This is a genomic window from Fusibacter sp. 3D3 (genome assembly GCF_001748365.1).
Taxonomy (GTDB): Bacteria; Bacillota; Clostridia; order Peptostreptococcales; family Acidaminobacteraceae; genus Fusibacter_A.
In genome coordinates this window covers 13,325-36,794 of record NZ_BDHH01000028.1, presented here as the reverse complement: position 1 = coordinate 36,794, position 23,470 = coordinate 13,325, and the positions used below count along the sequence as shown (strand labels likewise).

General features: G+C 36.8%; 25 protein-coding genes. 22 read left to right on the top strand and 3 right to left on the bottom strand.

Annotated features, from left to right (window positions below):
* Nucleotides 1–98 precede the first annotated feature (98 nt).
* From fusA to radA, 3 genes are all read left to right on the top strand, one after another.
* Nucleotides 99–2,177 (top strand): elongation factor G, encoded by a 2,079-nt coding sequence (gene fusA / locus F3D3_RS21290; protein WP_069876459.1) that lies wholly within the window; start codon nucleotides 99–101, stop codon nucleotides 2,175–2,177.
* A 227-nt stretch (nucleotides 2,178–2,404) separates the two neighbouring features.
* The gene (locus F3D3_RS21285) at nucleotides 2,405–4,855 is read left to right on the top strand and encodes an ATP-dependent Clp protease ATP-binding subunit (protein ID WP_084389222.1); all 2,451 of its coding nucleotides are present in this window, start codon (nucleotides 2,405–2,407) and stop codon (nucleotides 4,853–4,855) included.
* Between the two features lie 10 nt (nucleotides 4,856–4,865).
* Entirely contained in the window at nucleotides 4,866–6,224 is a 1,359-nt protein-coding gene (radA, locus tag F3D3_RS21280) for a DNA repair protein RadA (RefSeq protein WP_069876457.1), read from the top strand.
* Between the two features lie 83 nt (nucleotides 6,225–6,307).
* On the opposite strand, the gene F3D3_RS21275 is transcribed toward radA, so the two are convergent.
* The gene (locus tag F3D3_RS21275; RefSeq protein ID WP_069876456.1) at nucleotides 6,308–6,703 is read right to left on the bottom strand and encodes a DUF1573 domain-containing protein; all 396 of its coding nucleotides are present in this window, start codon (nucleotides 6,701–6,703) and stop codon (nucleotides 6,308–6,310) included.
* 246 nt (nucleotides 6,704–6,949) lie between these two features.
* On the opposite strand from F3D3_RS21275, the gene F3D3_RS21270 reads away from it, so the two are divergent.
* The 4 genes from F3D3_RS21270 to ispF all read left to right on the top strand — a co-directional run bounded on the left by F3D3_RS21270 (nucleotide 6,950) and on the right by ispF (nucleotide 10,149).
* Entirely contained in the window at nucleotides 6,950–7,432 is a 483-nt protein-coding gene (locus F3D3_RS21270; protein ID WP_069876455.1) for a CarD family transcriptional regulator, read from the top strand.
* Nucleotides 7,433–7,633: 201 nt separating this feature from the next.
* Nucleotides 7,634–8,728, top strand: a complete 1,095-nt coding sequence (locus F3D3_RS21265) for a PIN/TRAM domain-containing protein (RefSeq protein WP_069876454.1) — start codon at nucleotides 7,634–7,636, stop codon at nucleotides 8,726–8,728.
* A 188-nt stretch (nucleotides 8,729–8,916) separates the two neighbouring features.
* A complete protein-coding gene (gene ispD / locus F3D3_RS21260) occupies nucleotides 8,917–9,630 on the top strand; it encodes a 2-C-methyl-D-erythritol 4-phosphate cytidylyltransferase (RefSeq protein WP_069876453.1) in 714 nt (237 codons plus the stop codon).
* Between the two features lie 39 nt (nucleotides 9,631–9,669).
* Nucleotides 9,670–10,149, top strand: coding sequence for a 2-C-methyl-D-erythritol 2,4-cyclodiphosphate synthase (ispF, locus tag F3D3_RS21255; protein ID WP_069876452.1), 480 nt, complete (start codon nucleotides 9,670–9,672; stop codon nucleotides 10,147–10,149).
* Here the strand turns inward: ispF and F3D3_RS21250 are convergent.
* Nucleotides 10,144–10,473 (bottom strand): hypothetical protein, encoded by a 330-nt coding sequence (locus tag F3D3_RS21250; protein WP_069876451.1) that lies wholly within the window; start codon nucleotides 10,471–10,473, stop codon nucleotides 10,144–10,146. The genes ispF and F3D3_RS21250 overlap by 6 nt on opposite strands.
* Nucleotides 10,474–10,600: 127 nt before the next feature.
* Between F3D3_RS21250 and F3D3_RS21245 the strand changes: the two genes are divergently transcribed.
* From F3D3_RS21245 to F3D3_RS21230, 4 genes are all read left to right on the top strand, one after another.
* A complete protein-coding gene (locus tag F3D3_RS21245) occupies nucleotides 10,601–10,858 on the top strand; it encodes a cysteine-rich small domain-containing protein (protein WP_069876450.1) in 258 nt (85 codons plus the stop codon).
* A 46-nt stretch (nucleotides 10,859–10,904) separates the two neighbouring features.
* A complete protein-coding gene (gene gltX / locus F3D3_RS21240) occupies nucleotides 10,905–12,389 on the top strand; it encodes a glutamate--tRNA ligase (RefSeq protein ID WP_069876449.1) in 1,485 nt (494 codons plus the stop codon).
* A 226-nt stretch (nucleotides 12,390–12,615) separates the two neighbouring features.
* On the top strand, nucleotides 12,616–13,362 hold the full coding sequence (locus F3D3_RS21235) for a LytTR family DNA-binding domain-containing protein (RefSeq protein ID WP_069876448.1): 747 nt from the start codon (nucleotides 12,616–12,618) through the stop codon (nucleotides 13,360–13,362).
* 4 nt (nucleotides 13,363–13,366) lie between these two features.
* Nucleotides 13,367–14,632: a sensor histidine kinase gene (locus F3D3_RS21230; RefSeq protein WP_069876447.1), complete on the top strand. Its 1,266-nt coding sequence runs from the start codon at nucleotides 13,367–13,369 to the stop codon at nucleotides 14,630–14,632.
* Between the two features lie 85 nt (nucleotides 14,633–14,717).
* Here the strand turns inward: F3D3_RS21230 and F3D3_RS21225 are convergent, their stop codons facing one another.
* Nucleotides 14,718–15,257 (bottom strand): accessory gene regulator B family protein, encoded by a 540-nt coding sequence (locus F3D3_RS21225; protein WP_175438443.1) that lies wholly within the window; start codon nucleotides 15,255–15,257, stop codon nucleotides 14,718–14,720.
* A gap of 506 nt (nucleotides 15,258–15,763) precedes the next feature.
* Between F3D3_RS21225 and cysS the strand changes: the two genes are divergently transcribed.
* The 11 genes from cysS (at nucleotide 15,764) to rplK (ending at nucleotide 23,422) form a co-directional block, all read left to right on the top strand.
* Nucleotides 15,764–17,161, top strand: coding sequence for a cysteine--tRNA ligase (cysS, locus tag F3D3_RS21220; RefSeq protein ID WP_069876445.1), 1,398 nt, complete (start codon nucleotides 15,764–15,766; stop codon nucleotides 17,159–17,161).
* 9 nt (nucleotides 17,162–17,170) lie between these two features.
* Complete coding sequence (locus F3D3_RS21215; protein ID WP_069876444.1) at nucleotides 17,171–17,620, top strand: Mini-ribonuclease 3; 450 nt, start codon at nucleotides 17,171–17,173, stop codon at nucleotides 17,618–17,620.
* A 60-nt stretch (nucleotides 17,621–17,680) separates the two neighbouring features.
* Nucleotides 17,681–17,983 (top strand): hypothetical protein, encoded by a 303-nt coding sequence (locus F3D3_RS21210; RefSeq protein WP_069876443.1) that lies wholly within the window; start codon nucleotides 17,681–17,683, stop codon nucleotides 17,981–17,983.
* A 12-nt stretch (nucleotides 17,984–17,995) separates the two neighbouring features.
* A complete protein-coding gene (gene thyX / locus F3D3_RS21205) occupies nucleotides 17,996–18,754 on the top strand; it encodes an FAD-dependent thymidylate synthase (protein WP_069876442.1) in 759 nt (252 codons plus the stop codon).
* A gap of 51 nt (nucleotides 18,755–18,805) precedes the next feature.
* Complete coding sequence (gene rlmB / locus F3D3_RS21200) at nucleotides 18,806–19,546, top strand: 23S rRNA (guanosine(2251)-2'-O)-methyltransferase RlmB (RefSeq protein ID WP_069876441.1); 741 nt, start codon at nucleotides 18,806–18,808, stop codon at nucleotides 19,544–19,546.
* Between the two features lie 107 nt (nucleotides 19,547–19,653).
* Nucleotides 19,654–20,292 (top strand): RNA polymerase sporulation sigma factor SigH, encoded by a 639-nt coding sequence (sigH, locus tag F3D3_RS21195; RefSeq protein ID WP_069876440.1) that lies wholly within the window; start codon nucleotides 19,654–19,656, stop codon nucleotides 20,290–20,292.
* A gap of 215 nt (nucleotides 20,293–20,507) precedes the next feature.
* Nucleotides 20,508–21,698, top strand: coding sequence for an elongation factor Tu (gene tuf, locus F3D3_RS21190; protein ID WP_069876439.1), 1,191 nt, complete (start codon nucleotides 20,508–20,510; stop codon nucleotides 21,696–21,698).
* A gap of 311 nt (nucleotides 21,699–22,009) precedes the next feature.
* Nucleotides 22,010–22,159, top strand: a complete 150-nt coding sequence (rpmG, locus tag F3D3_RS21185; protein WP_069876438.1) for a 50S ribosomal protein L33 — start codon at nucleotides 22,010–22,012, stop codon at nucleotides 22,157–22,159.
* Between the two features lie 30 nt (nucleotides 22,160–22,189).
* Nucleotides 22,190–22,396: a preprotein translocase subunit SecE gene (secE, locus tag F3D3_RS21180; protein WP_069876437.1), complete on the top strand. Its 207-nt coding sequence runs from the start codon at nucleotides 22,190–22,192 to the stop codon at nucleotides 22,394–22,396.
* A gap of 51 nt (nucleotides 22,397–22,447) precedes the next feature.
* Complete coding sequence (nusG, locus tag F3D3_RS21175) at nucleotides 22,448–22,972, top strand: transcription termination/antitermination protein NusG (RefSeq protein ID WP_069876436.1); 525 nt, start codon at nucleotides 22,448–22,450, stop codon at nucleotides 22,970–22,972.
* A gap of 24 nt (nucleotides 22,973–22,996) precedes the next feature.
* The gene (rplK, locus tag F3D3_RS21170; protein ID WP_069876435.1) at nucleotides 22,997–23,422 is read left to right on the top strand and encodes a 50S ribosomal protein L11; all 426 of its coding nucleotides are present in this window, start codon (nucleotides 22,997–22,999) and stop codon (nucleotides 23,420–23,422) included.
* Nucleotides 23,423–23,470: the final 48 nt, after the last annotated feature.

The following is a 23,470-nucleotide window of genomic DNA, read 5'->3' as shown; positions in this document are numbered from 1 at the left end:
TTTTTTTATTCAGAGAAGGAGTTTTTGAAAGTTTATAGAATATTACAAATAATGCGAAAATTCGAATAAATCTGCATAATGAGAGGAGAAAGATTATTATGAAGAATTACACGGTGGACAAAATTAGAAATGTTGCATTTTTAGGACACGGGGGAAGTGGAAAAACAACTTTAACTGAATCATTACTTTATACAACTAAAGTCACAAAGAGAATGGGAAAGGTTGACGATGGCAATACCGTTTCAGATTATGATAAAGAAGAAATTAACCGAAAGTTCAGTATTGGGGCATCTGTGGTTCCGATTGAATGGCAGGATCATAAATATAATTTTTTAGATACACCAGGTTATTTTGATTTTGTAGGAGATGTATTTAGTGCCCTAAGGGTTTCGGGAGGAGCCGTTATTCTGATTGACGCATTATCAGGAATAGAAGTAGGCACAGAGAAGGCATGGAATTTTACTGAAAAGAGAGAAATGCCCAAGATTATTTTTATCAATAAAATGGATAAAGAGAATGTTTCGTATGTTAAATTGATTAAAGAGTTAAAAGATACATTTGGTAAAAAAATAGCGCCATTTTGTATTCCAATAGGAGATGGTGTTGATTTTAATGGCTTTGTCAATGTGGTCGATGAAATTGGCAGGGTATTTAATGGAACAGAATGCGTAGATGCTCCTATTCCAGAAGACATGCTGCCTCGAGTAAAGCCCATTAGGGATATGCTCATCGAAGCCGTGGCCGAAAGCGATGAAGAGCTTATGATGAAATATTTTGAAGGCGAAGCCTTTACAACGGCGGAAATTCACGAGGGTCTTAGGAAGGGTGTAATCTCTGGTGAAATTGTACCTGTACTCGTGGGAAGTGCTGAAAAGCGCATTGGTATTCATACCCTTATGAATATGATCTTTGATTATATGCCAACACCAATGGAGATAAAAGAAGGTGTTTACAAAGGGGTTGAACCAAACACTGAAGCAGAAATTGAAAGAAAAGTATCTGATGAAGATCCGCTATCGGCGCTTGTTTTCAAAACAATGGTGGATCCTTTTGTGGGTAAAATTTCTATTTTTAAAGTGTATTCTGGCGTCATGAAAAAAGACATAGAAGTTTTAAATGCGAACAAAGATGAAAAAGAAAAGATTGGTTCTTTATTCTTGTTGAGAGGAAAGGAACAACTCGAATGTGATCGTGTTGTTGCAGGTGATATTGGTGCCACAGCAAAACTTCAATATACAGAGACTGGCGATACTCTGTGTGAGAAAGACCACCCGATTAAGTATGCAGGTATTAATTTACCTAAGCCGGCCCTTTTCTTAGCCGTTGAACCTAAGTCCAAAGGAGATGAAGAGAAAATTAATGCATCGCTTCATCGCTTAATTGATGAAGACCCTTCTTTTTGTATTGAACGCAACATAGAGACGAAACAAACCCTTATTGGTGGTCAAGGAACCATGCAAATTCAGGTGATCACAAGTAAGCTCAAGAATATCTTCAGTGTGGAAGTGGTCTTGGAAGATCCAAAAGTGGCTTATAGAGAAGCCATTAAAGGTGTTGCAACAGTTCAAGGTAAACATAAAAAACAATCAGGTGGTGCTGGACAGTTTGGAGATATTCACGTAAAATTTGAGCCGACAAGTGAGCCTTTTGTATTTGAAGAGAAAATATTTGGTGGATCAGTGCCGCGTCAATATATTCCAGCTGTAGAAAAGGGACTTCAAGAGTCTTGCGAGAAAGGTATTCTAGCAGGATTCCCAGTGGTAAATTTAAAGGCAACACTACTAGATGGCTCATATCATCCAGTGGATTCATCCGAAATGGCATTTAAGTTAGCAGCACATCAAGCCTTTAAAAAGGGTATGGAAATGGCGCAACCTGTTTTATTAGAACCCATGATGCATGTTGAAATCTATGTGCCTGATGAATTCATGGGAGATATCATGGGAGATATGAATAGAAGACGTGGCAGAATCTTAGGTATGGAACAAGATGAAATGGGCTATCAGAAAGTAATTGCTGAGGCGCCACAGTCTGAAATGTTCATATATGCAACGGATTTAAGATCTATGACTCAAGCCAGAGGCTGGTTCAGTATGAAGGTGGATCGCTATGAAGAAGTGCCGATGCAAATTGCGGTTAAAGTCATAGAACAGTCCAAAAAAGATCATGAAAAGTAAAGGATCACATTTAAGATGTGGACGCATAGAGAGAAATAGGATAAGGGAAATTTAAAAAAAGTACTACAAAGTTTTGACCGTATTATTTATGAAAAGAATCACTCGAATTGGATTGATAAGATCCCGATTGGAGTGATTCTTTGTTTTCAGAATGCTAAATGAATGATAAACTAGTATTAGTGAATTGTACGCTTATGAAGTACTACAATTAGAACAGGAGGCCACTGGTGTTTAAATATAATTTTGATGAAAATGCAAATGATGTCATCAATTTTGCCTTTGCGGAGGCAAGGGATCTTGGACATCGGTTTGTGGGTACAGAGCATTTAATTTTGGGATTATCCAGCATAAAAAATTCTAAGGTGCACACGGTATTTGATTACTATAAAATAACCACTGATGAACTAAGGCTAGAACTTGTAAAAAGAATTGGAAAAGGGGATTACAGCACTGGGATTGAGGATTATACACCTAGAGCTAAAGCCTGTATAGAGAGGAGTTATCAATACTCTCTTGAGACCAATAGTGATGAAATTCTACCAGAACATATGCTTATGAGTATCATGCAAGATAAATATGCGATTGGTTATAAAGTGTTGACAACACGAAGTTTAGATGTTCAAAAGATGCTATTGAATATTTTAGAGGAAGTCCCTAAAAAAGATACTACAAAGATTATTAAAGGAAAGTCAGCACTGAATTATCAAGTTAAGTTAGTAGATTTTGAGGAAGCTTATGATATTGAAGCGCCAAATATTATTAATCGTGTGGGCATTAATCTCACTGAAATTGCCAAAGACTCTCCCTATCAGGAAATTGTAGGTCGAGAAAAAGAAATTAATCGCCTCATTCAAATATTGAGTAGAAAGACCAAGAATAATCCGTGTATTGTAGGTGAACCTGGAGTGGGCAAGACAGCACTTGTTCATGGACTTGCAAATCGGATTGCATCGGGTAGAGTTCCAGAGGGGCTAAAAGATAAAGAAGTGATTTTAATTAACATCAGTCATTTAGTATCTGGCACTATGTACAGAGGCCAATTTGAAGAGCGCTTTAATGAGCTGATGGAAGTGCTTAAAGACCGTAAGCAATATATTGCTTTTTTTGATGAGATTCACAATTTAATTGGTGTAGGCGCCACGGGAGAAAAATCATTAGATGCTATTAGTATGCTTAAACCTTTGTTGACTGCTGGTGAAATTCAAATGATTGGGGCTACCACCTATTCTGATTTTCAAAAATATATAGAAATGGATGAAGCCATGATGAGGCGGCTTATTCCCTTAAAGATTGAAGAGCCGACCGTAGAAGAAACTTTTATAATCTTACAGCACACCAAACACCAGTATGAAAAACATCATGAGGTGATTATCTCAGATGAAGCAATTGGTGCAGCCATTAGATTGTCACAAAGATATATTACGGATAGAAGGTTGCCGGATAAAGCGATCGATATTATTGATGAGGCGTGTTCTAAAAAGAGGATTGAAAGTCTAAAGACTATTGAAATTTTGGATGAACTCAAATACCGTTTGCAATTGCTCAAAGAGCATAAAGAAGAAGCTATACTGGATATGGATTTCGAAAACGCTTCTAAGCTACAGAGCGAGGAGAAACGCATACTAACTCATATAGAAAAAAATGAAAAGGCAAAGCATCTGATGCAGTCGAGGAAACTCACTATTTCTGTGGCGGATATTGAACAAGCCGTCTCGGATTGGACCAATATTCCAGTGACTAAACTTCAAACGCACGAGATGGAAAAACTCAGATCACTAGAAAAGCGCCTCTCAGAAAAGGTTCTTGGACAAGAACAAGCCATTAATATGGTTTCGAACGCATTGAAACGTTCGAGACTTGGCATAAAAGACGAAAAAAAACCAGTGGGTACATTTTTATTCGTTGGGCCAACAGGTGTTGGAAAAACAGAACTTTCAAAATCAATTGCGTCTGTTTTTTATGGAGATGTCAACAATTTAATTCGGCTAGACATGTCAGAATATATGGAAAAATATTCAGTTTCAAAACTGATAGGATCGCCACCTGGATATGAAGGCAATAAAGAAGGTGGCATCTTAACCAATGCCGTAAAAAAAATGCCTTACAGCGTTGTTGTCTTTGACGAAGTTGAAAAAGCGGATCTTGAAGTTCTCAATATTTTGCTTTCCATTATGGACGAAGGTCAGATTAAAGATGGTAAGGGCAAACAGGTAGATTTTAAGAATACACTTTTGATATTGACATCAAATCTTGGCGTTGAAGCACTTTCGATTAAAACAGTAGGTTTTGGTGAAAATACCTCAAAATCAATTGCTGCAGAGAAGATAAGAGAGGCTGCTAAAAACTTTTTTAAACCAGAGTTTATCAATCGGATTGATGAAATCATTGTCTTTAATGCCCTTAAATTACCAGAAATCATTAAGATTGTGGAGATAGAACTGGCGCTTTTTAAAGCGCTTATGCATGAACAAGGCATTCAAATTGATTACGATGCGGCTGTTTCGACGCTCATTGCAGAGACGAATTTTGATGAAAAATATGGAGCAAGACCTATAAAACGTGCTGTAGATCGTCTGATTAAGGATGAAATTGCAGATTTAATGCTTAACAAAATAGATGGGCTGGAAAAAATTGAGATTACCGTGGCGGATTTGAAATTAAAATTTAAAGTAAACTAGAGGGGGACTTATGTCAAAATCAAAGACAAAGTTTGTCTGTCAAAATTGTGGCTATATTTCTTCGAAATGGCTTGGTAAATGCCTAGAATGTGGTGAATGGAATAGTTTTGTAGAGGATATCGAAATCAAAGAGACAAAGACGGCAAGTCTTAACATCAATAGCGAGTCACATCCGCAAAAATTAAAGGATATTGCCTATGATCATGAGAGTAGAGTGTCCACCAGAATGCGGGAACTCGATATAGTGTTAGGTGGAGGTCTTGTTAATGGATCGTTGGTGTTAGTCGGTGGGGATCCTGGAATCGGGAAATCGACTTTGTTACTTCAAGTGGCCAATAATCTCTCCATGGATAAGAAAATTGTACTCTATGTATCAGGTGAAGAATCCATAAAGCAGACGAAATTAAGAGCTGAGCGCCTATCCATGGCAACTGAAGAACTTTATATTATGGCAGAAAACAACATAGAGCGTATCAAATATCATGTGGAGCAATTGAAACCACATGTGCTTATAGTAGATTCAATTCAAACTGTCTTTAATCCTGAAATTTCAAGCGCACCGGGTACTGTAAGTCAAGTGAGAGAGGCAACTAACCAATTTATGAATATTGCGAAAAAATTTGGCGTCACCACATTTATAGTGGGACATGTGACGAAGCAAGGTGCAATAGCGGGGCCTAAAATTCTGGAACACATGGTGGACACAGTGCTCTATTTTGAAGGCGAAAGACAGAGTATTTTTAGAATCCTAAGGGCAGTGAAAAATAGGTTTGGGTCAACTAATGAAATCGGCATTTTTGAAATGACGAATTTAGGCTTGATTGAAGTGGATAATCCCTCAAAAATATTTTTGACAAATTCATCAAAGAAGGAAGCAGGCTCTGTTATTATACCAACCCTAGAGGGCACGAGAACCGTTTTAGTTGAAATTCAGTGCTTAGCATCTCAGACGAACTTTAACATGCCTAGACGGATGGCAATAGGCATAGATTATAATAAATTGGTATTATTAACTGCTGTTCTGGAAAAGAAGGTCGGTATGACCCTTTATAATCAAGATATTTACCTCAATGTGGTAGGGGGGATGTCTATAGATGAACCCGCGGCAGATTTAGCGGTGGTGATGGCAATTGCATCGAGTTTTAGAGAAATTTGCATTCCAAGTGATATGGTTATCTTTGGGGAAGTGGGTTTGACTGGAGAGATTCGAACTGTAAATCAAGTTCAACAAAGACTTAATGAAGCTGCAAAAATGGGTTTCAAAAAAGCAATTATCCCCAAAAGTAATCTTGAGGGGATACAAAGACCAGATCATTTTACGATTATTGGCATGCAACATATTGAAGAGGTTTTTAAATACTTTTTTTAATCTGATATTAGACTTACACCAAGCGATAATAGAACTCTTATCGTGGCGATTTCATGGCTATTTATTGAGAAAACGGCTTCAGCTTAGTAAAGACTGAATTTGCCAAGTGTATTAATCTTTTTGTACTCTTTTAGCATGACGTCATATAAACTGATATCAAGCGCATTGCAAAGCGCTGCAATATAAAACTCAAGATTTCCAAGTTCTTCCTCTACTTTTTCGCGACAAGTTGGACACAAGGTGCCCTTAATATGGTCTGCACGATATTCTTTCAGTGCTTCGTACTCTGTTCCCTCAGGAAGAGGTGATTTAGAAGCATCGAGTGTTATACACCCACAATTTGTGATGGATTTTATAACCGCTCTGTTGGACTTGGATTCTGCATCGTTGATTTTGCTCAAGATATCCAATAAACTAGCGTGTCTGATAAGGACTTCATCAACCTTATCTTGAAATTCGTCATATATTACATCTTTCATAAAAACCTCCGATATCGTTAATGGCTAGGCATCAATTGAGTTGTTATTAGAATTTTTAGATTAATTACATTTTACCACAGATCATTTTAAAGAAAAAGGAATAAAGTTCTAAAAAAATATTTTTAATCCCTGAAACAAAGGTGTTGACAACGGTTAAGACAAATAGTAAAATATACTGTTGTTGAAACAGCTTCAAAATTAGTGTATAATAAAATTAACATTAAAATTATTGCATGGAGGTTACTTATGTTTAAGATCGGTGATAGAGTAGTGTACCCTATGCATGGCGCTGGGGTTATTGAGGGCATTGAAGAAAAAGAACTGATGGGAGAAACGAGAGAATTTTACATTTTGAAGCTTCCGATTAGAAACATGAAAGTGATGTTACCAATTGATAATGCTGAAAATTTAGGTGTTAGAAAAGTGGTTGACATGAAAGCGTTTGGTCAAGTTATGGATATTCTTGCTCAAGATAAAAGCATTATGCCGGACAATTGGAACCGTAGGTATCGTTCAAATCTCGAACTTGTGAAAACTGGCAATATTTTTGAAGTTGCCACTGTTGTAAGAAATTTAGAGATTCTTGATAGAGAAAAAGGATTGTCGACGGGTGAACGGAAAATGTTGAATAATTCTAAACAAATTCTTGTGAGTGAACTTATTTTGTCAAAGGATTTAAAAGAGGATGAAGTGGTTACATTGGTTAATGCGACGATAGGCAGTAATTGAGGGCGATGCCCTTTTTTTTTTGATATTATCAGTTTTTTCTGGCGTGTTTTAAGTCTGTGAGCTGATAAAGAATTTGTTGGATGAAGGGCGTTTAAAAAAACAAGTTTTTTAAGAAAAGTGATTCACATAATTTGACTTTTTTGCTCACTGTGTTACAATCAATATGGTTGCTATAAAAAAAGAGAAGGAAGGAGGCGTTGAATGATTGAAAAAATAATAAAATATATCATCACGTTTGTGGGATTCTGCGTTGGCATTGGCTTTGGTATTTATCTTGCAGATCTTTTATATTTAAAAGGTATTTTTAATGTAGACAAAATGGTCTATACTGTTATAACACCTGCTTTATTAGGACTTATAATTGGCTTTGTAGCCTACTTTTTTTCCAGTTTCATGATTAAGACAAGTAAAAAAATGGTTCAATATGCTCAAACTGAGCTTGAGAAAATTCCACCACAGGACTTTTTCTTTGGGCTTTTAGGTTTGGTTTTAGGGCTGGTGATTGCCTTTCTAATCAGTGGTCTTTATGAAATTATTCCGATTCCCATGGTTGCAAATGCTTTGAAAATATTGACATTTATCTTTTTTGGCTATTTGGGATCTTCGCTTGCGCAGAAAAATATGAAAGATCCTACGAAATTGCAGGATTGGGCTAAGAAAGTCAATGTCTCTAAGCCTAATAAAAATGCGGTGACTGAGGCATTTGTAAAACCTAAAATTTTAGATACTAGTGTGATTATTGATGGCAGAATCTCTGATATCTGTAAAACTGGATTTGTAGAAGGCACAATTGTAATACCTGAATTTGTTCTCAGAGAATTACGTCATATAGCAGATTCTTCCGATGGACTGAAACGCAATAGAGGACGTCGGGGGTTGGATATTTTAAAAATAATCCAAAAAGAAATGCCTATTGAAGTTAAAATAGTGGATATAGATTTTGATGAGGTATCAGAAGTCGACTTAAAATTGATTAAATTAGCTCAAAAGATTAATGGCAGTATTGTGACGAATGATTATAATTTAAACAAAGTTGCCCAACTTCAAGATATCCAAATATTGAACATCAATGAACTTGCTAATGCGGTGAAACCCGTTGTTCTTCCTGGTGAAGAAATGTACATTCAAATCATCAAAGAAGGTAAGGAGTCCAATCAAGGGGTTGCTTACTTAGATGATGGTACAATGATTGTGGTTGAAGAAGGGCGTAAACGCATTAATGAAACCATTTACGTCATCGTCACCAGTGTGCTGCAAACCGCTGCTGGCCGAATGATCTTTGCAAAACCCAAATAAGCAACCATGCAAATAAAGCACCTTTTAAGTGATCCTACTAAAGAAGGTGCTTTTTTACGCTTCGATGAACCTTGAAACAGATTGTTTTGTGGACGTGTGATGAATCTTTAATTGCATTTATAAGGTATTCAGAACGCAATAGATTTGATATAATTTACATAAGATTAAGTTTAAAGAGGGTAAAGTCAATGTATGAGGGCAAAAAAATTGGCATGATCATTCCTGCGGCTGGAATTGGAAGCCGTATGGGGAGTTCGACAAAAAAACAATTCCTATCAATTGGTGGTAAAGCTATATTGAGAAGAACACTGGAGCATTTGGTTGAGGATTCTATTTGCGATGAGGTTGTTTTAGTCGTGGGATTAGAAGAGGTTGACTCCTTGCTAGACGTCGTTAAAAATCAATGGCAAATCACAAAAGACCTCAAGATTATTTCGGGTGGAAGTAATCGACAGGAATCTGTTAAAAAGGGCTTAAATGCACTTCAAACAGTAGATTTTGTATTTGTTCATGATGGTGTTAGACCCTTTGCAAAGAAGGAATGGCTCCCAAAAATGATGGCATGCATGGAAGCGACTTTTGGCATAAAGGGACTTTCTGTAGGTAAACCCGTATCAGATACGCTTAAAGAGATTACAACGGGAGAGATTGTTCTGAAAACATTAAAAAGAGATATTCTTTGGTCTGTTCAAACGCCACAATTGTTTTTGTATATGGATTTATTGGAAGCACATCTCAATGCTGAGAAAACCAATTATTGTGGTACGGATGATGCTTCTTTAATTGAAAGAGAAGGGGGCAAAGTTAAATTGCTCTATTTTGGAGATGAGAATATTAAAATAACAACCCCTTTTGATTTGATTGTGGCAGAGGCGATTCTTAATCGTAAAAGTGATCTATGAGCAGATTGTCTCGTTTACAGATAAAGAAAGAGGTGTTAAATGAAAATTGGAATTGGATATGATGTGCATAAGCTCGTTCAAGAGAGAAAATTAATTATTGGAGGGGTTGATATACCCAATGATAAAGGGTTGCTGGGGCATTCGGATGCAGATGTGCTTTTACATGCAATTATGGATGCGATATTAGGTGCTCTTGGAAAAGGAGATATAGGCAAACACTTTCCAGAACAAGATATGACGTTTAAAGATATTTCAAGTTTGATTTTACTTGAAAAAATAGCAAAGACGATGCAAGATGAAGGCTATGAAATCGGTAATATCGACGCTGTTATTGTAGCACAAAAACCTAAAATGGCACCGCACATTGTCTTGATGCAAGAAAATATAGGTCGTGTTTTAAACTGTGATTTGAATTTGGTCAACATTAAAGCCACTACGACGGAGTGGCTCGGATTTGAAGGCAGAGAAGAGGGTATTTCCTCTCAAGCAGTGGTCCTTTTAAAAGAGAATCTGCTATAAATAGAATGCAATATAAGATAAAAAAAACAGAATGACACCGGAGATAACGATTTTCGTAAATGCGTCTTCGGATGTTTTGCGATTGATTCTAACCGGATCTCTTTCATCGAAAAACTTTTGATTTCGCCCTGAGGCGATGTACTTGAATATGCGCCGATCGGGGTTTTTATGCGAAGAGGCAGCGAAACCGGAAGCGATAAAAAGCATACAACCCATAAATATAAAAGCACCTTCAAGTGTTATTGGAGGGAAAAGGGATAGTAGTGCTGAAAAGAGGCTTGAAAATAGGACAATTTGTGCAATGTCCTGAATTTTTTTTTTCATATTGAACTCCTCGAACTGGAATCGTTTATTTGAGCTATATAATATTGTATTCAAAAAAAAATAATTTAGCAACTATTGTTAATAGATTGTATTATCTGAAGAAATATAAAAGCATAGGAGGCTTCAAATGAGTGAGCATTATAAATTTACACAGAATCGTAAATGCGAGTATTTTCCATGTCACAAAGGGGTTGATCCCGAAATTTTCAATTGCTTATTTTGCTATTGTCCACTTTATATGCTCAAAGATGAATGTGGTGGTAATTTTGCAGTGAACCATGGGATTAAGGATTGTAGTGGTTGTACAAAGCCTCATGTAGGGGATAGTTATGATTTCGTCATGAGCAAGATTAAGCTGGTCATTGAAAAAGGATCAGATTTTTAATGGCGTATACGCTTTGAATAGCGAAGAAGAAAGAGGAGGCATTCAAATGAGTGTTAGATTAAGATTTGCACCGAGTCCAACGGGGTATGTACACATTGGAGGATTGAGAACAGCGTTATACAATTATTTATATGCAAAAAAAGAGCAAGGGCAATATATTCTTCGCGTTGAAGATACGGATCAAACAAGACTCGTAGAGGGTGCCATTGAAGGTATGATAAAGGCTATGTCATGGGCAGGTGTTATGCATGAAGAAGGTCCCGTGTTAGAGGGCGATAAAATCGTTGAAATAGGCGAATACGGACCTTATGTTCAGTCCAATCGGCTTGAAATATATAAAAAACATTCAGATGAACTCATCGAGAAAGGCCATGCTTACTATTGTTTCTGTTCAAAAGAGAGAATGGAAAATGTGAGAGAAACACAGAAGGCAGAGGGCAAGACGCCTAAGTACGATGGACACTGTAGACATCTTACTAAAGAAGAAGTTAAGACAAAACTTGCAGCTGGCGAATCACATGTGGTGAGATTAAAATTACCTGAGAATCGTGTAATAGAATTTGATGATCTCATCAAAGGACACATCGCGGTGAATACAAATGATATGGATGATCAAGTCTTGATGAAAGCAGATGGGTTTCCAACTTATCATATGGCGGTGGTTGTGGATGATCACTACATGAAAATTACCCATGTGGTTCGTGGGGATGAATGGCTTATTTCAACACCTAAGCATATTTACACCTATGAAGCTTTTGGTTGGAAGGCGCCACAGTTTGTGCATCTTCCGGTTATACTCAGCCAATCTAAGAAAAAGCTCAGCAAAAGAGAAGGCGACGTTTCTGTGGAAGATTTTAGAAAAAAAGGATATCTACCAGAAGCGCTTATTAACTTTATTGCCCTTGTGGGATGGTCGCCAGAAGACGGTGAAGAAATCATGTCAATGGAAGCACTTATTGAGAAGTTTTCATTTGATCGCGTTTCAAAATCGAGTGGTGTATTTGATGTAGATAAATTGAATTGGATGAACAATCATTATATTAAGCAATACGATTTGGTTAAGTTAACTGAACTCTGTAAACCTTATTTTGTTGATTCGGGCTTTACCACGGAAGCAAACTTTGAGGCGAACAAACAATGGTTTGAAAAGGTGGTTCAGTGTCTAAGAGAACGCTTGAATAAACTTGATGAGATTGAATCTTATTTTGATCTTTTGAGCAACAATCATTTTAAACTTGAAGACCAAGAAGCAGAATCTATGATAGCGCTCGAGCATGTTCCTGTGCTCCTTGAAACTCTTAAAACTAAATTTAGTGAACTTGAAACGCTTGAAGTCGCAAATGTAAAGGCGTCATTTAAAGCGATTCAAAAAGAATTGGGGATCAAAGGGAAAGATTTATTCATGCCCATTAGAGTTGCTATAACAGGTCAAGTACACGGCCCAGATATTGCACTTTTGATTGAAATCATAGGTAAGCACAATGCCATCGAAAGAATAGAGCATAGTCTTACTGCCTTTTGTAATCTATAAGATTAACGGTTTAAAGTAAAGAATTGATGCAACAAGATAAAAGTAACTAAAGCTTGATTTAATACAAAAATCCCCTTGATTCTAAATCATGAGGGATTTTTCCTTTATCCTAGTTTAGACCATTCTAGCAGCACAGCGTAACGCGTTAACGGGTGAGAAATGATTTTTATGACAATCGTGAATGAAATCGTTCTAGGATGGTATAATCATTCTAGGAGAAGAAATTATGGAGAGGACGATGAAAGTATTGATTGTTGAGGATGATCCTTCTCAACGTCATTTGTTAAAGAAATGGATCGATGAAATAGAGACCAATATTATTGTTTACACAGCGGGTTCAGATCAAGAAGCGCTTTCGGTTGCGGAGAAAGAGACTTTTGATCTTTTTGTGATGGACATTGACTTAAAGTCTGAGCTTAATGGTTTTGAAGTTGCCTTGAGACTGCGATCTCATCCTGAGTATCAACTCACATGGATCCTTTTTTTGACAGTGGAAAGAAGCTATGAACTCAAGGCGTATAGAGAAGTCAGGTGTCATGCCTTTTTGGATAAACCGTATCCTAAAGAAGAGCTTCAAAATATGGTAAGGAAGTTATTGGAAAGTGTTCAAAGCCCTGAATTGATAACTCAGAGTAAATTTCTTGTTGCTGAGTCCGACCAAGTCTTGATTAGAATCAAATCTTCTGAAATTGTATTCGTAGAGGCAAAAGGAAGAGGCAGTATCGTATATACCACTAGAGGCAATTATCAGTTACCGTATAAGTCTCTAAAAAGTATCGAAGAAGCATTAAGAGAAGAGAATGCATTTTTTAAAGTGCATAGATCCTATATAATCAATATTTATTATGTCAAATCCATTCATAAATTAGGTGTGAGGCAGTATGAAATTACTTTCTATAATTGTAAAGGGAAGAGCTTATTAAGTAAGACCCAAAAAGAAGCTTTAGAGAATATTATTGGATTTAGGAGATGAGGATATGACCCGTGTCATGGCTAATGAGATCATAGGTACATTGCTAGAGCTTTCAATATTTTTTTATGTATTTTACAAATTGTTAGATTTAGATAGAGCAGATCTGCTGAAATACATTTTGATTTATATAGGGATGTCATCGCTTGTTGTTATATCCAATCATTATTTTTTAGGATATGGTGCTTTTCTTTATATTTTTACGCTTATTTTTGTGTTAAAGTGGTTTACTAAAGAAAGCCTTTTTAAAGTCCTTTTTGTATTTGTGTCATCCATGATTGCGCTGCTCTCGCTCGAAATTGTGCTGATTCCTCTAGTGGGGTTGATTGCACATGAAAAAGTGACGGTTACAATCATCTCGCTTTTAATGGCCAATATAGTAACCGTTATATTGATTCGATATTTTAAAGAATCCCTTAAAGGACATATTCAAAAATATGAGAATAGATATATCAATTTTATTGCAATCAATCTATTTTTGTATGCCTTTATTTATAAAATACTTTGGGATTATGATGAATCCATAGTCAGAGAGAACATGCTCTATTTTGGCATTGCAATGCTGCTGTTATTGGTTGTAAACTATTTTGTTCATCGTGAAGTTGCAACGATAAGCGAACGGAATAAAGCGCTTGAGGTGCAAGAAGAGATGAGAGAAACACTGGAGCAAATGATCATAGAAATAAGATCGAAACAGCATGAGTATAAAAATAATTTAACGACGATTATTGGCATTTTAGAAACCAATTCGCCAGAAGAAGCCAGTGCAAAAATTTCAGATTTCTTAAATGATGTTTATGTACACGATGCCTTTGATAGTGAATTGTTGCAAATTGATCGCGATATTGTTAAAGCGGTGCTTTTTATGAAACGCGCAGAAGCGCATGAACGCCGTATTAAATTCTCATACGATTGTCAAGTTTCCTTGGTGGATTTGTCTGTTTTAGATTACGAACTGTCTCTTGTACTCAATAATTTGATCAACAATGCTTTTGAAGCGGTTCAACTCGATGATGAGCCATGGGTGATGCTTGAAATTGGATTTGATAAGCAAGCAAATGCCTTTTATTTTCAAACAAAAAACGCTGGTCACAGTGTTGAACCAGCGCATCTACTAAAACTAGCGGATAAGAATTTCTCTACCAAATCCGAAAAGGAAAAGACACGTGGATTTGGACTTTGGACAGTTAAAAACATCGCTAAAAAATACAATGGACATCTTGAACTGTACTTCGAGAATGAGGACATCGTTATAAAAGTACTATTTTCTTGAAGGTGGCTGAGCTTCTCCTAAAAAAAGAAACGAAGAAGTAGAAATTACAAGGCCTGCAATCGCAACGAAAAATATGCCAATAGTGTTATAAAAGTTTTTCATGTTTAATTCCTCCTATGAACAATTGTAGAGCAAAGACAAAAAGTGACAGGGTAAAGAGTTGGATTTGATTTGTGTAAAGTGCAAAAACAAATAAGATCATTACCATGACTGCTGTTTGTAATCGTTTCCTTAGGATAGAGCCTTTATTATGTTCATATCGATTAAGTGGGATGACTGGTGCAAAGACGTAGAGTATAATCACTGAGAGGACTATTAGTAGGATTTTGCTATAGGAAGTGAGTAGGATGAATTGGGTTGACATAATTATGACTGTGTACATAACAAACGATCCAATTAAGCATGATAGGTATGTCGAAAAATGGAAACCACCAGCAACAACACGTATGCAACTAAAAATCATAAAGGCCATTAAAAACAAATGATCTAAATGAAGTGAGAAAAAAAACGACCATAGCAAAACAAATTTAGAGAGTTCGCCTAGAAGTGTTTCAATCGCATAGCGTATTGTATCGACTTGATCCTCTTTCAAAATGCTTGCATGACTTACGATATGCTTTGACATTTTTAGTGAAAGTTGATGCAACACTGAACACACATCCTTCCAATAAAACAAAGATGATAAGGTTCACTGTCTAGGAGAAGAAGTGGGTTATGGAAAAAAACTTATCATCTTAATTTATTGAATTCAGATTAACATAATTCAATAAAATTGCAAGTGTTCTGTAATGAAAGAGCGCTTTTACGTAACGAAAGCGCATCTGCGCTTTAATTGTGGGCTTGATATAATCGCTATATTTGATATAATTGGATGTATATAAATAAAATTTAAAACGAAGATAGGGAAAAGTAATTTGTAAACGCGATCTAAAGAGAGGTTCTAGTGCTGAGAGGAACTGGTCGATAGCAGATGAAGTGCGCCTTTGAGTGAGACCTGAACAAAAGTATGGAATCCGGTGATGCGTTATAATCGTATGAGTTGGACCTTGTCTGAGCAAAGTGGGACCGTGCATGAGTGCACCTTTGCAGAGAGGTTTTTTTTATGTTATAAATTATGAATGGAGGCTCAATATGAAACTGTACAATACGATGACAAAACAAAAGGATGAATTTATACCCATTGAACCGGGTAAGGTGCGCATGTATGTGTGCGGACCGACAGTTTACAATTTTTTTCATATTGGTAATGCGAGACCTTTTTTAATGTTCGATGCATTTAGGCGGTACTTAGAATATAGAGGTTTTGAGGTCACGTATGTTCAAAATTTCACAGATGTGGATGATAAAATTATAAAAAAAGCCAATGAAGATGCTGTGGAAAGTACAGAAATAAGCGAATTATATATTGCTGAATACTTTAAAGATGCAGATGCACTTGGTATCAATAGAGCGACTTATCATCCAAAGGTCACGGAGACTATGGATGAAATTATAGATTATATAAAAGATTTAGAGGCGAATGGATTTGCATATGAGATTGATGGCAATGTCTATTTTGCGGTTTCTTCATTTAAAGCCTATGGCAAACTTTCAAGGCAAGCCCTTGAAGATTTGGAAGCAGGCGCTCGAATTGATATCAGCGAAGAAAAAAGAAATCCGATGGATTTCGCGCTCTGGAAGAAGAAAAAAGAGGGAGAACCCGCTTGGAAAAGTCCTTGGGGCGACGGAAGACCAGGATGGCATATCGAATGTTCTGTTATGAGTACCAAATATTTAGGCGAAACGATTGATATTCATGCGGGCGGACAGGATCTTATTTTCCCACACCATGAAAATGAAATTGCACAGAGCGAAGCAAAGACAGGTAAGAAATATGTAAACTATTGGATGCACAACGGCTATATTAATATTGAGAATCAAAAGATGTCGAAATCACTTAACAATTTTTTCACCACGAGAGAAATTTTAGAAGCGTTTGATGCAGATGTAGTTCGGTTTTTTATGCTCTCAGCACACTACAGAAATCCAATCAATTTTAGCAGAACTTTATTGGATAGTGCCAAAAATGGCCTAGAAAGACTCTATAACCTTAGAGATAATTTAGAATATCTTATTGAGAACTCTAGCGCTGTAGAGTTGCGTGATGAGGAGCTTGAAACTTTAAAGGTGGTAGAATCGTATAAAGATAAATTTATCGAAGCGATGGATGATGATTTCAATACTGCAGATGGTATTTCAGCCATTTTTGAACTGACGCGATATTTGAACACAGAAGCGACTGCAACTTCTTCAAAAGAATTTTTAACGCAATCAAAGATGCTATTTGAAGAGCTCACAAATGTACTTGGCATTGTGCAAAAAGAAAAAGAATCCATTGATGATCAGATTGAAGCTTTGATTGAAAAAAGACAGCTTGCCAGGAAGAATAAAGACTTTGCATTGTCGGATCAAATTAGAGATGAATTAAAACAACAAGGGATTATACTTGAAGATACACCTCAAGGTGTTAAATGGCATAGAGAAGTATAGGAGTTGTAGATGAATGAATTTTTAGAAACCCTTAAATTGGACGCATTGAAACAGATGGATGTTCAAATGCTCAATCCGCTTAAATTGGCGTATTTAGGCGATGCAGTTTATGAAGCCTATATAAGAACTTACCTCATCTCTAAATACACAATGACGCCAAATGAAATGTCTAAATTAGCGGTTAAATATGTGAAGGCATCGGCGCAAGCGAAAATCGCAATGCATTTGCAAGGTGAATTATCTGAGCCTGAGTGGACACTCATTAAGCGAGGCAGAAATCAAAAATCGGGTAGTGTTCCCAAAAATGCGGTCCTAAGCGATTACAAATATGCAACTGGGTTTGAAGCACTCATCGGCTATCTGTATCTTGTAGGAGAAAAGAAAAGAATTTATGAGATTATTGGAAGGGCTATTGAGATTATTGAAACCCCTGAGGAAACTCAGGAAATACAGCCTTAGATAGAACCTGTAGAAGCAATTAAATGAGACTGTTTTATAGATTAAGGAAAGTGTGATTTAATGAAAATAAATACTAGAGAAAAGATATTACTTATTTCAGTGTCGATATTATTGATGGCTATTGGGGTGAAGTCTGTTATTTTCGATACCTTTAAACCGAGCACGGAAATTGAAAAGGCAATGGTCAATGAGGCACAGTCTTTTATTGAGAAAAAGCATAATGGCGTCTTATATAATGCGCATTTACTATCCACTCGGATTATTGAAGTGGCCAAAACAGAGGCCGATTTAACGAAAGTCCATTATCGCAAATATGTGGTTTTTTTGTTTCCGTTTGGAGATGAATATGAGGCTGTAGAATAGAAGGAGGAAACGATGAAGGTTGCGATAATTGCCCATACACCCGATATTGAAAAAGTAATTGCTTCAGCAGCGAAGCTTTGTTATTCTCAAGTCGGTGTTGAAGAACTTTCTCAGGCGATGGAGATGGAGCAGGCGAATGCTTTCTTAGAAAAATTGATGACTTTTGGCCATTATTCGCCTCTTGAACATGCGAGTTTTACATTTGCAGTTGAAGGGGTTAGTCGGGTTTTAACACATCAGCTTGTAAGGCATAGAATAGCTTCTTATTCACAACAATCGCAAAGATATGTAAAATTAGATCAATTTGAATATATCATGCCCCCTGCAATTGAAGCAAATGAAGCCGCTAAAGCGTTATTTGTTAAAGCGATGCAATCGGATCAAGAAACTTATAATCAATTGACAGCGCTGCTAGAAGCCACACTGATGGAAAACTATATGCATATGGGAATGGGCGAAAAGAAAGCACGTGCAGCAGCTGAAAAAAAAGCAATAGAAGATGCACGCTTTGTTTTCCCGAATGCTTGCGAAACCAAAATCGTTTTGACGATGAATCTCAGATCGCTTCATAATTTTTTTGAGCACAGGTGCTGTGAACGTGCACAATGGGAAATTAGAGCGCTTGCAATAGAGATGCTTAGACAAGTTAAAGCGGTTGCGCCGACACTCTTTGAGAAAAGTGGACCATCGTGTGTAAAAGGGGCTTGTAAAGAGGGGAAAATGACTTGTGGGAAAGCGGTTGAAACAAGAGTGTTTTTTAGCGGTTTGTAATCACGTAGCAGGATTGATAGAGATCGAGTTAATATAGAAAGGATCTAGAGAATGGAAGATATTATTTTTGGACGCAATCCGGTATTGGAAGCTTTAGAAGCGGGCCGCGATATTAATAAATTAATTATTTTAGAAGGTTCAAGAGATAAAACCCTTCAAAAGATAATCAATGAAGCGAAAGCTAAGCGGATTGTCATTCAATTTTCTGAAAGAAAAATCTTGGATAGAGTGGTTGAAGGTGAAACGCATCAAGGTGTAGTGGCTTATGTAGCTGCTTATCAATATTTTGAAATAGAAGAAATCTTGGAAGAGGCAAAGGCAAAGGGAGAGCCTCCTTTTGTAATCATCTGTGATGAAATTAATGACCCGCACAATTTAGGGAGCATTATAAGAACGGCGGATGCAGTGGGTGCGCATGGCGTTATTATACCGAAAAGAAGAAGTGCGGCGCTTAATCAAACGGTGGCAAAGACTTCTTGTGGTGCAATTGAATATGTTAAAGTTGCAAGAGTGACGAACATTGCAGTGGCAATTGATCAGCTTAAGGCAATGGGGTTTTGGATTGTTGGCACAGATATGTCAAATCAAACTTATTATGAGGCTAACTTAACAGGGAGTATAGGCGTCGTGGTTGGAAATGAAGGCAAAGGGATGAGCAGACTCGTAAAAGAAAAATGTGATTTTGTCGTTTCGATTCCCATGCGAGGTCACGTAGATTCGTTAAATGCATCGGTGGCGTCGGGAATTGTTATGTATGAAGTATTAAGACAGAGAACGGCCGCTAAAAAGTAAACTGCTTGACGATGGGAATATTAATAATATATAATAATTTGTAAGTTTGGATGAGTTTTATTATAAAATAGAATAGAATGCATTTGTAAGTAGTGGAGGATTTCTGAATGGAGCGACTAATAAATACGGACAGACCCAGTTATGATTTTTCAAATGAAGAAATTCTAGTAGAACTTGCAAAAAAAGGAGACTCTAAAGCACAAGAGGAACTCATTAAAAAGTATAAGAACTTTGTAAGATCAAAAGCGAGAACGTATTTCTTAATAGGTGCTGATCGCGAAGATATCATACAGGAGGGCATGATAGGTCTATTTAAGGCTATTAGGGACTACAAACCTGATCGGATATCTTCTTTTCGAACGTTTGCAGAATTGTGTATTAAAAGGCAGATGATCACAGCCATTAAGACGGCCACGAGGCAAAAACATATTCCGCTTAATTCATATGTTTCGCTCAATAAACCCATATTTGATGAAGAATCGGATCGATCTATGTATGAAATGGTGACGAACAGCAAAGAGCTTGACCCCGAACACTTGGTTATAAGACGTGAAGAACTCGATATGATTGAGACGAAAATGGGTGAGGTGCTCAGCGATTTAGAATGGCAAGTACTGAATGCCTATTTAGATGGACGGTCCTATCAAGAGATCTCGGTGCAGATGAATCGACATGTTAAATCCGTCGATAACGCACTTCAGCGTGTAAAAAAGAAACTCGAAAAATTCTTAGAAGATAAAAATTGAATGCTGTTTTTAAAGGCAAGTTAATTTTGTCAAAGCATAAAGTTAAAAGTTTTATTTGTTCTTGAATAAATGCATGGCATTTATTTGATAAATATTAGAAATTGTTTGGTCGTCTTAAGTGTGATACATAATCCTTAAATGGGATTGAGTGAAATCGTTTTTAAGCTACAAACAATTTCAAGGCATACTATTAAGATAAGGGAGGATTATTTAAAATGGCAAAGCAAAAATTTGAAAGAAATAAACCGCATTGTAATATCGGAACAATCGGTCACGTAGACCACGGTAAAACAACATTAACAGCGGCAATTACAAAAGTATTATTCGAAAAATACGGATTAGGCGCAAAAGTAGATTTTGATAATATCGATAAAGCACCAGAAGAGAGAGAAAGAGGTATCACAATCTCTACAGCACACGTTGAGTATGAAACACCAGCGAGACATTATGCTCACGTAGACTGTCCAGGTCATGCCGACTATGTTAAAAACATGATCACAGGCGCAGCACAAATGGACGGATCCATCTTAGTTGTATCMGCAGCAGATGGTCCAATGCCACAAACAAGAGAGCATATCCTCTTATCAAGACAAGTAGGCGTTCCGTACATCGTTGTTTTCTTAAACAAATGTGATATGGTAGACGACGAAGAATTATTAGAGTTAGTAGAGATGGAAGTAAGAGATTTACTTACAGAATACGACTTCCCAGGCGATGATACACCAATCATCAGAGGATCAGCACTAAAAGCACTTGAAGGCGATGCAGAATGGGCAGAAAAAATCATTGAATTATTCGATGTAATAGACACTTAYATTCCACAACCAGAAAGAGCAACRGACAAACCTTTCTTAATGCCAGTAGAAGACGTGTTCTCTATCACAGGAAGAGGAACGGTAGCGACAGGTAGAATAGACAGAGGTATCGTAAAAGTTCAAGAAGAAGTAGAAATCGTAGGCTTGACAGAAGCRCCAAGAAAAGTAGTCGTAACAGGCGTGGAAATGTTCAAGAAATTACTCGATCAAGGTCAAGCGGGCGATAACGTTGGTTTRCTTTTAAGAGGCGTACAAAGAACAGAAATTCAAAGAGGCCAAGTACTTGCTAAGCCAGGTACAATYAAGCCACATACTAAATTTGAAGCGCAAGTATACGTTCTTACAAAAGAAGAGGGTGGAAGACATACGCCGTTCTTCAAAGGCTATAGACCACAGTTCTTCTTCAGAACAACAGATGTAACAGGTTCTGTAAGCTTACCAGATGGCGTAGAAATGTGTATGCCTGGTGACAACATTGAAATGAACATCGAACTTATTTCACCAATCGCGATAGAAGAGGGTGTAAAATTCTCAATTCGTGAAGGTGGTAGAACAGTAGGTTCTGGTAACGTTAATAAGATCACTCAATAAAATAAATCTTCTCTTTTAAAAACTTTTATTGAAAAAAAATGAGAAGTAGTATAAAATACTATAGGTAATTAAAACTTAATCTGACTAAACTATATTTTCTAACAACTCAATTAGAAGATAAGGACTAGTGGCAACTAGTCCTTATTTAACTTAGAATAATACGATAATGTTAACAAAATTTAAACCTTAAAAACAGGTAAAAGCATTGTTGACAACAGAATCGTTTTGTGATAGGTTTAATTAGTAATGTTATAGTGGAGTATAGTGTGCATTGCCAGGCACGGACAATAGTCGTTGTAGGAGGTGTCAAAATGAGAGTTAATATCACATTAGCATGTACTGAGTGCAAAAACAGAAATTACAACACTACAAAAAACAAAAAAAACAACCCAGACAGAATTGAGATGAACAAATATTGCAAATTCTGTAAGAAACACACGCTTCATAAAGAAACTAAGTAGTTTCAAATTTAAAATAAGGGGTTGAGATAAATGGCTTCTAGCAATGTAAAAGAAAAGAAACCAGGCGTAGGCAAGTTTATTAAAGGTGTAAGAAGTGAGATTAAAAAAGTAACTTGGCCAACAAGAAAAGACGTATGGCAATACACACTTGTAGTATTAGCGATGTGCTTAATTTCTGCGGTTACAATCGGCGTTCTAGACGTAGTCTTCAGGTTCTTATTTAACTTATTGACTTAAACTAATCAAATAGCAATGGGAGGAGGTTTGAGGTTCTAAAACCGAGAGAACATGGCGGATACTGATCAAGCGAGATGGTATGTTGTTCACACTTATTCAGGACATGAGAATAAAGTGAAGGCAAATATCGAGAAAATCGTTGAAAATAGAGGCATGGAGGATGTTATCTTAGAAGTTGTCGTTCCAACTGAAATCGTAGTTGAGATCAAAAACGGCAAAAGAAAAGATAAATCTAAAAAAATCTTCCCAGGTTATGCGTTGGTAAAAATGATTATGACAGATGAATCTTGGTACGTTGTGAGAAATACGCGTGGCGTTACAGGTTTCGTAGGTCCAGGTTCCAAACCGATTCCTTTAACTGAGGAAGAAGTCTTAACAATGGGATTAGAAAAGAGAAGTATTCAAGTTGACTTTGAAGTTGGCGATACAATTACGGTCATTTCTGGGCCTTTTGAGAGCTTCATTGGAACCGTTGAAGAAATTCATTTGGAAAGACAATCTATTAAGGCATTGATTTCAATGTTTGGTAGAGAAACCCCAGTCGAATTAGGATTCGATCAAATACAAAGAGATTAAATAAATCAAGGAGGTGCACTGTAAATGGCTAAAAAAGTTACAGGTCTAGTTAAATTACAAATTCCTGCAGGAAAAGCTACACCAGCGCCACCAGTTGGTCCAGCTCTTGGTCAACAGGGTGTGAATATTATGCAATTTTGTAAAGAATTCAACGCAAAAACAGCAGATCAAGCGGGTATGGTAATTCCAGTAGTAATTACTGTATATCAAGACAGATCTTACACATTCATCACTAAAACGCCTCCAGCGGCGAATTTATTGAAAAAAGCAGCTGGTATAGAAAGCGGATCTAGTGAACCAAACAAGAAAAAGGTAGCTACTGTTAAAAGAGCTAAAATTAGAGAAATTGCAGAACTTAAAATGCCTGATTTAAATGCTGGTAGTGTTGAAGCGGCTATGAGTATGATTGAGGGTACAGCAAGAAGTATGGGCTTCGTAATTGAAGACTAACATATCGTTGTAAATTGTTTTTTGTAGTGGGAGGAATCACCGTTAAAA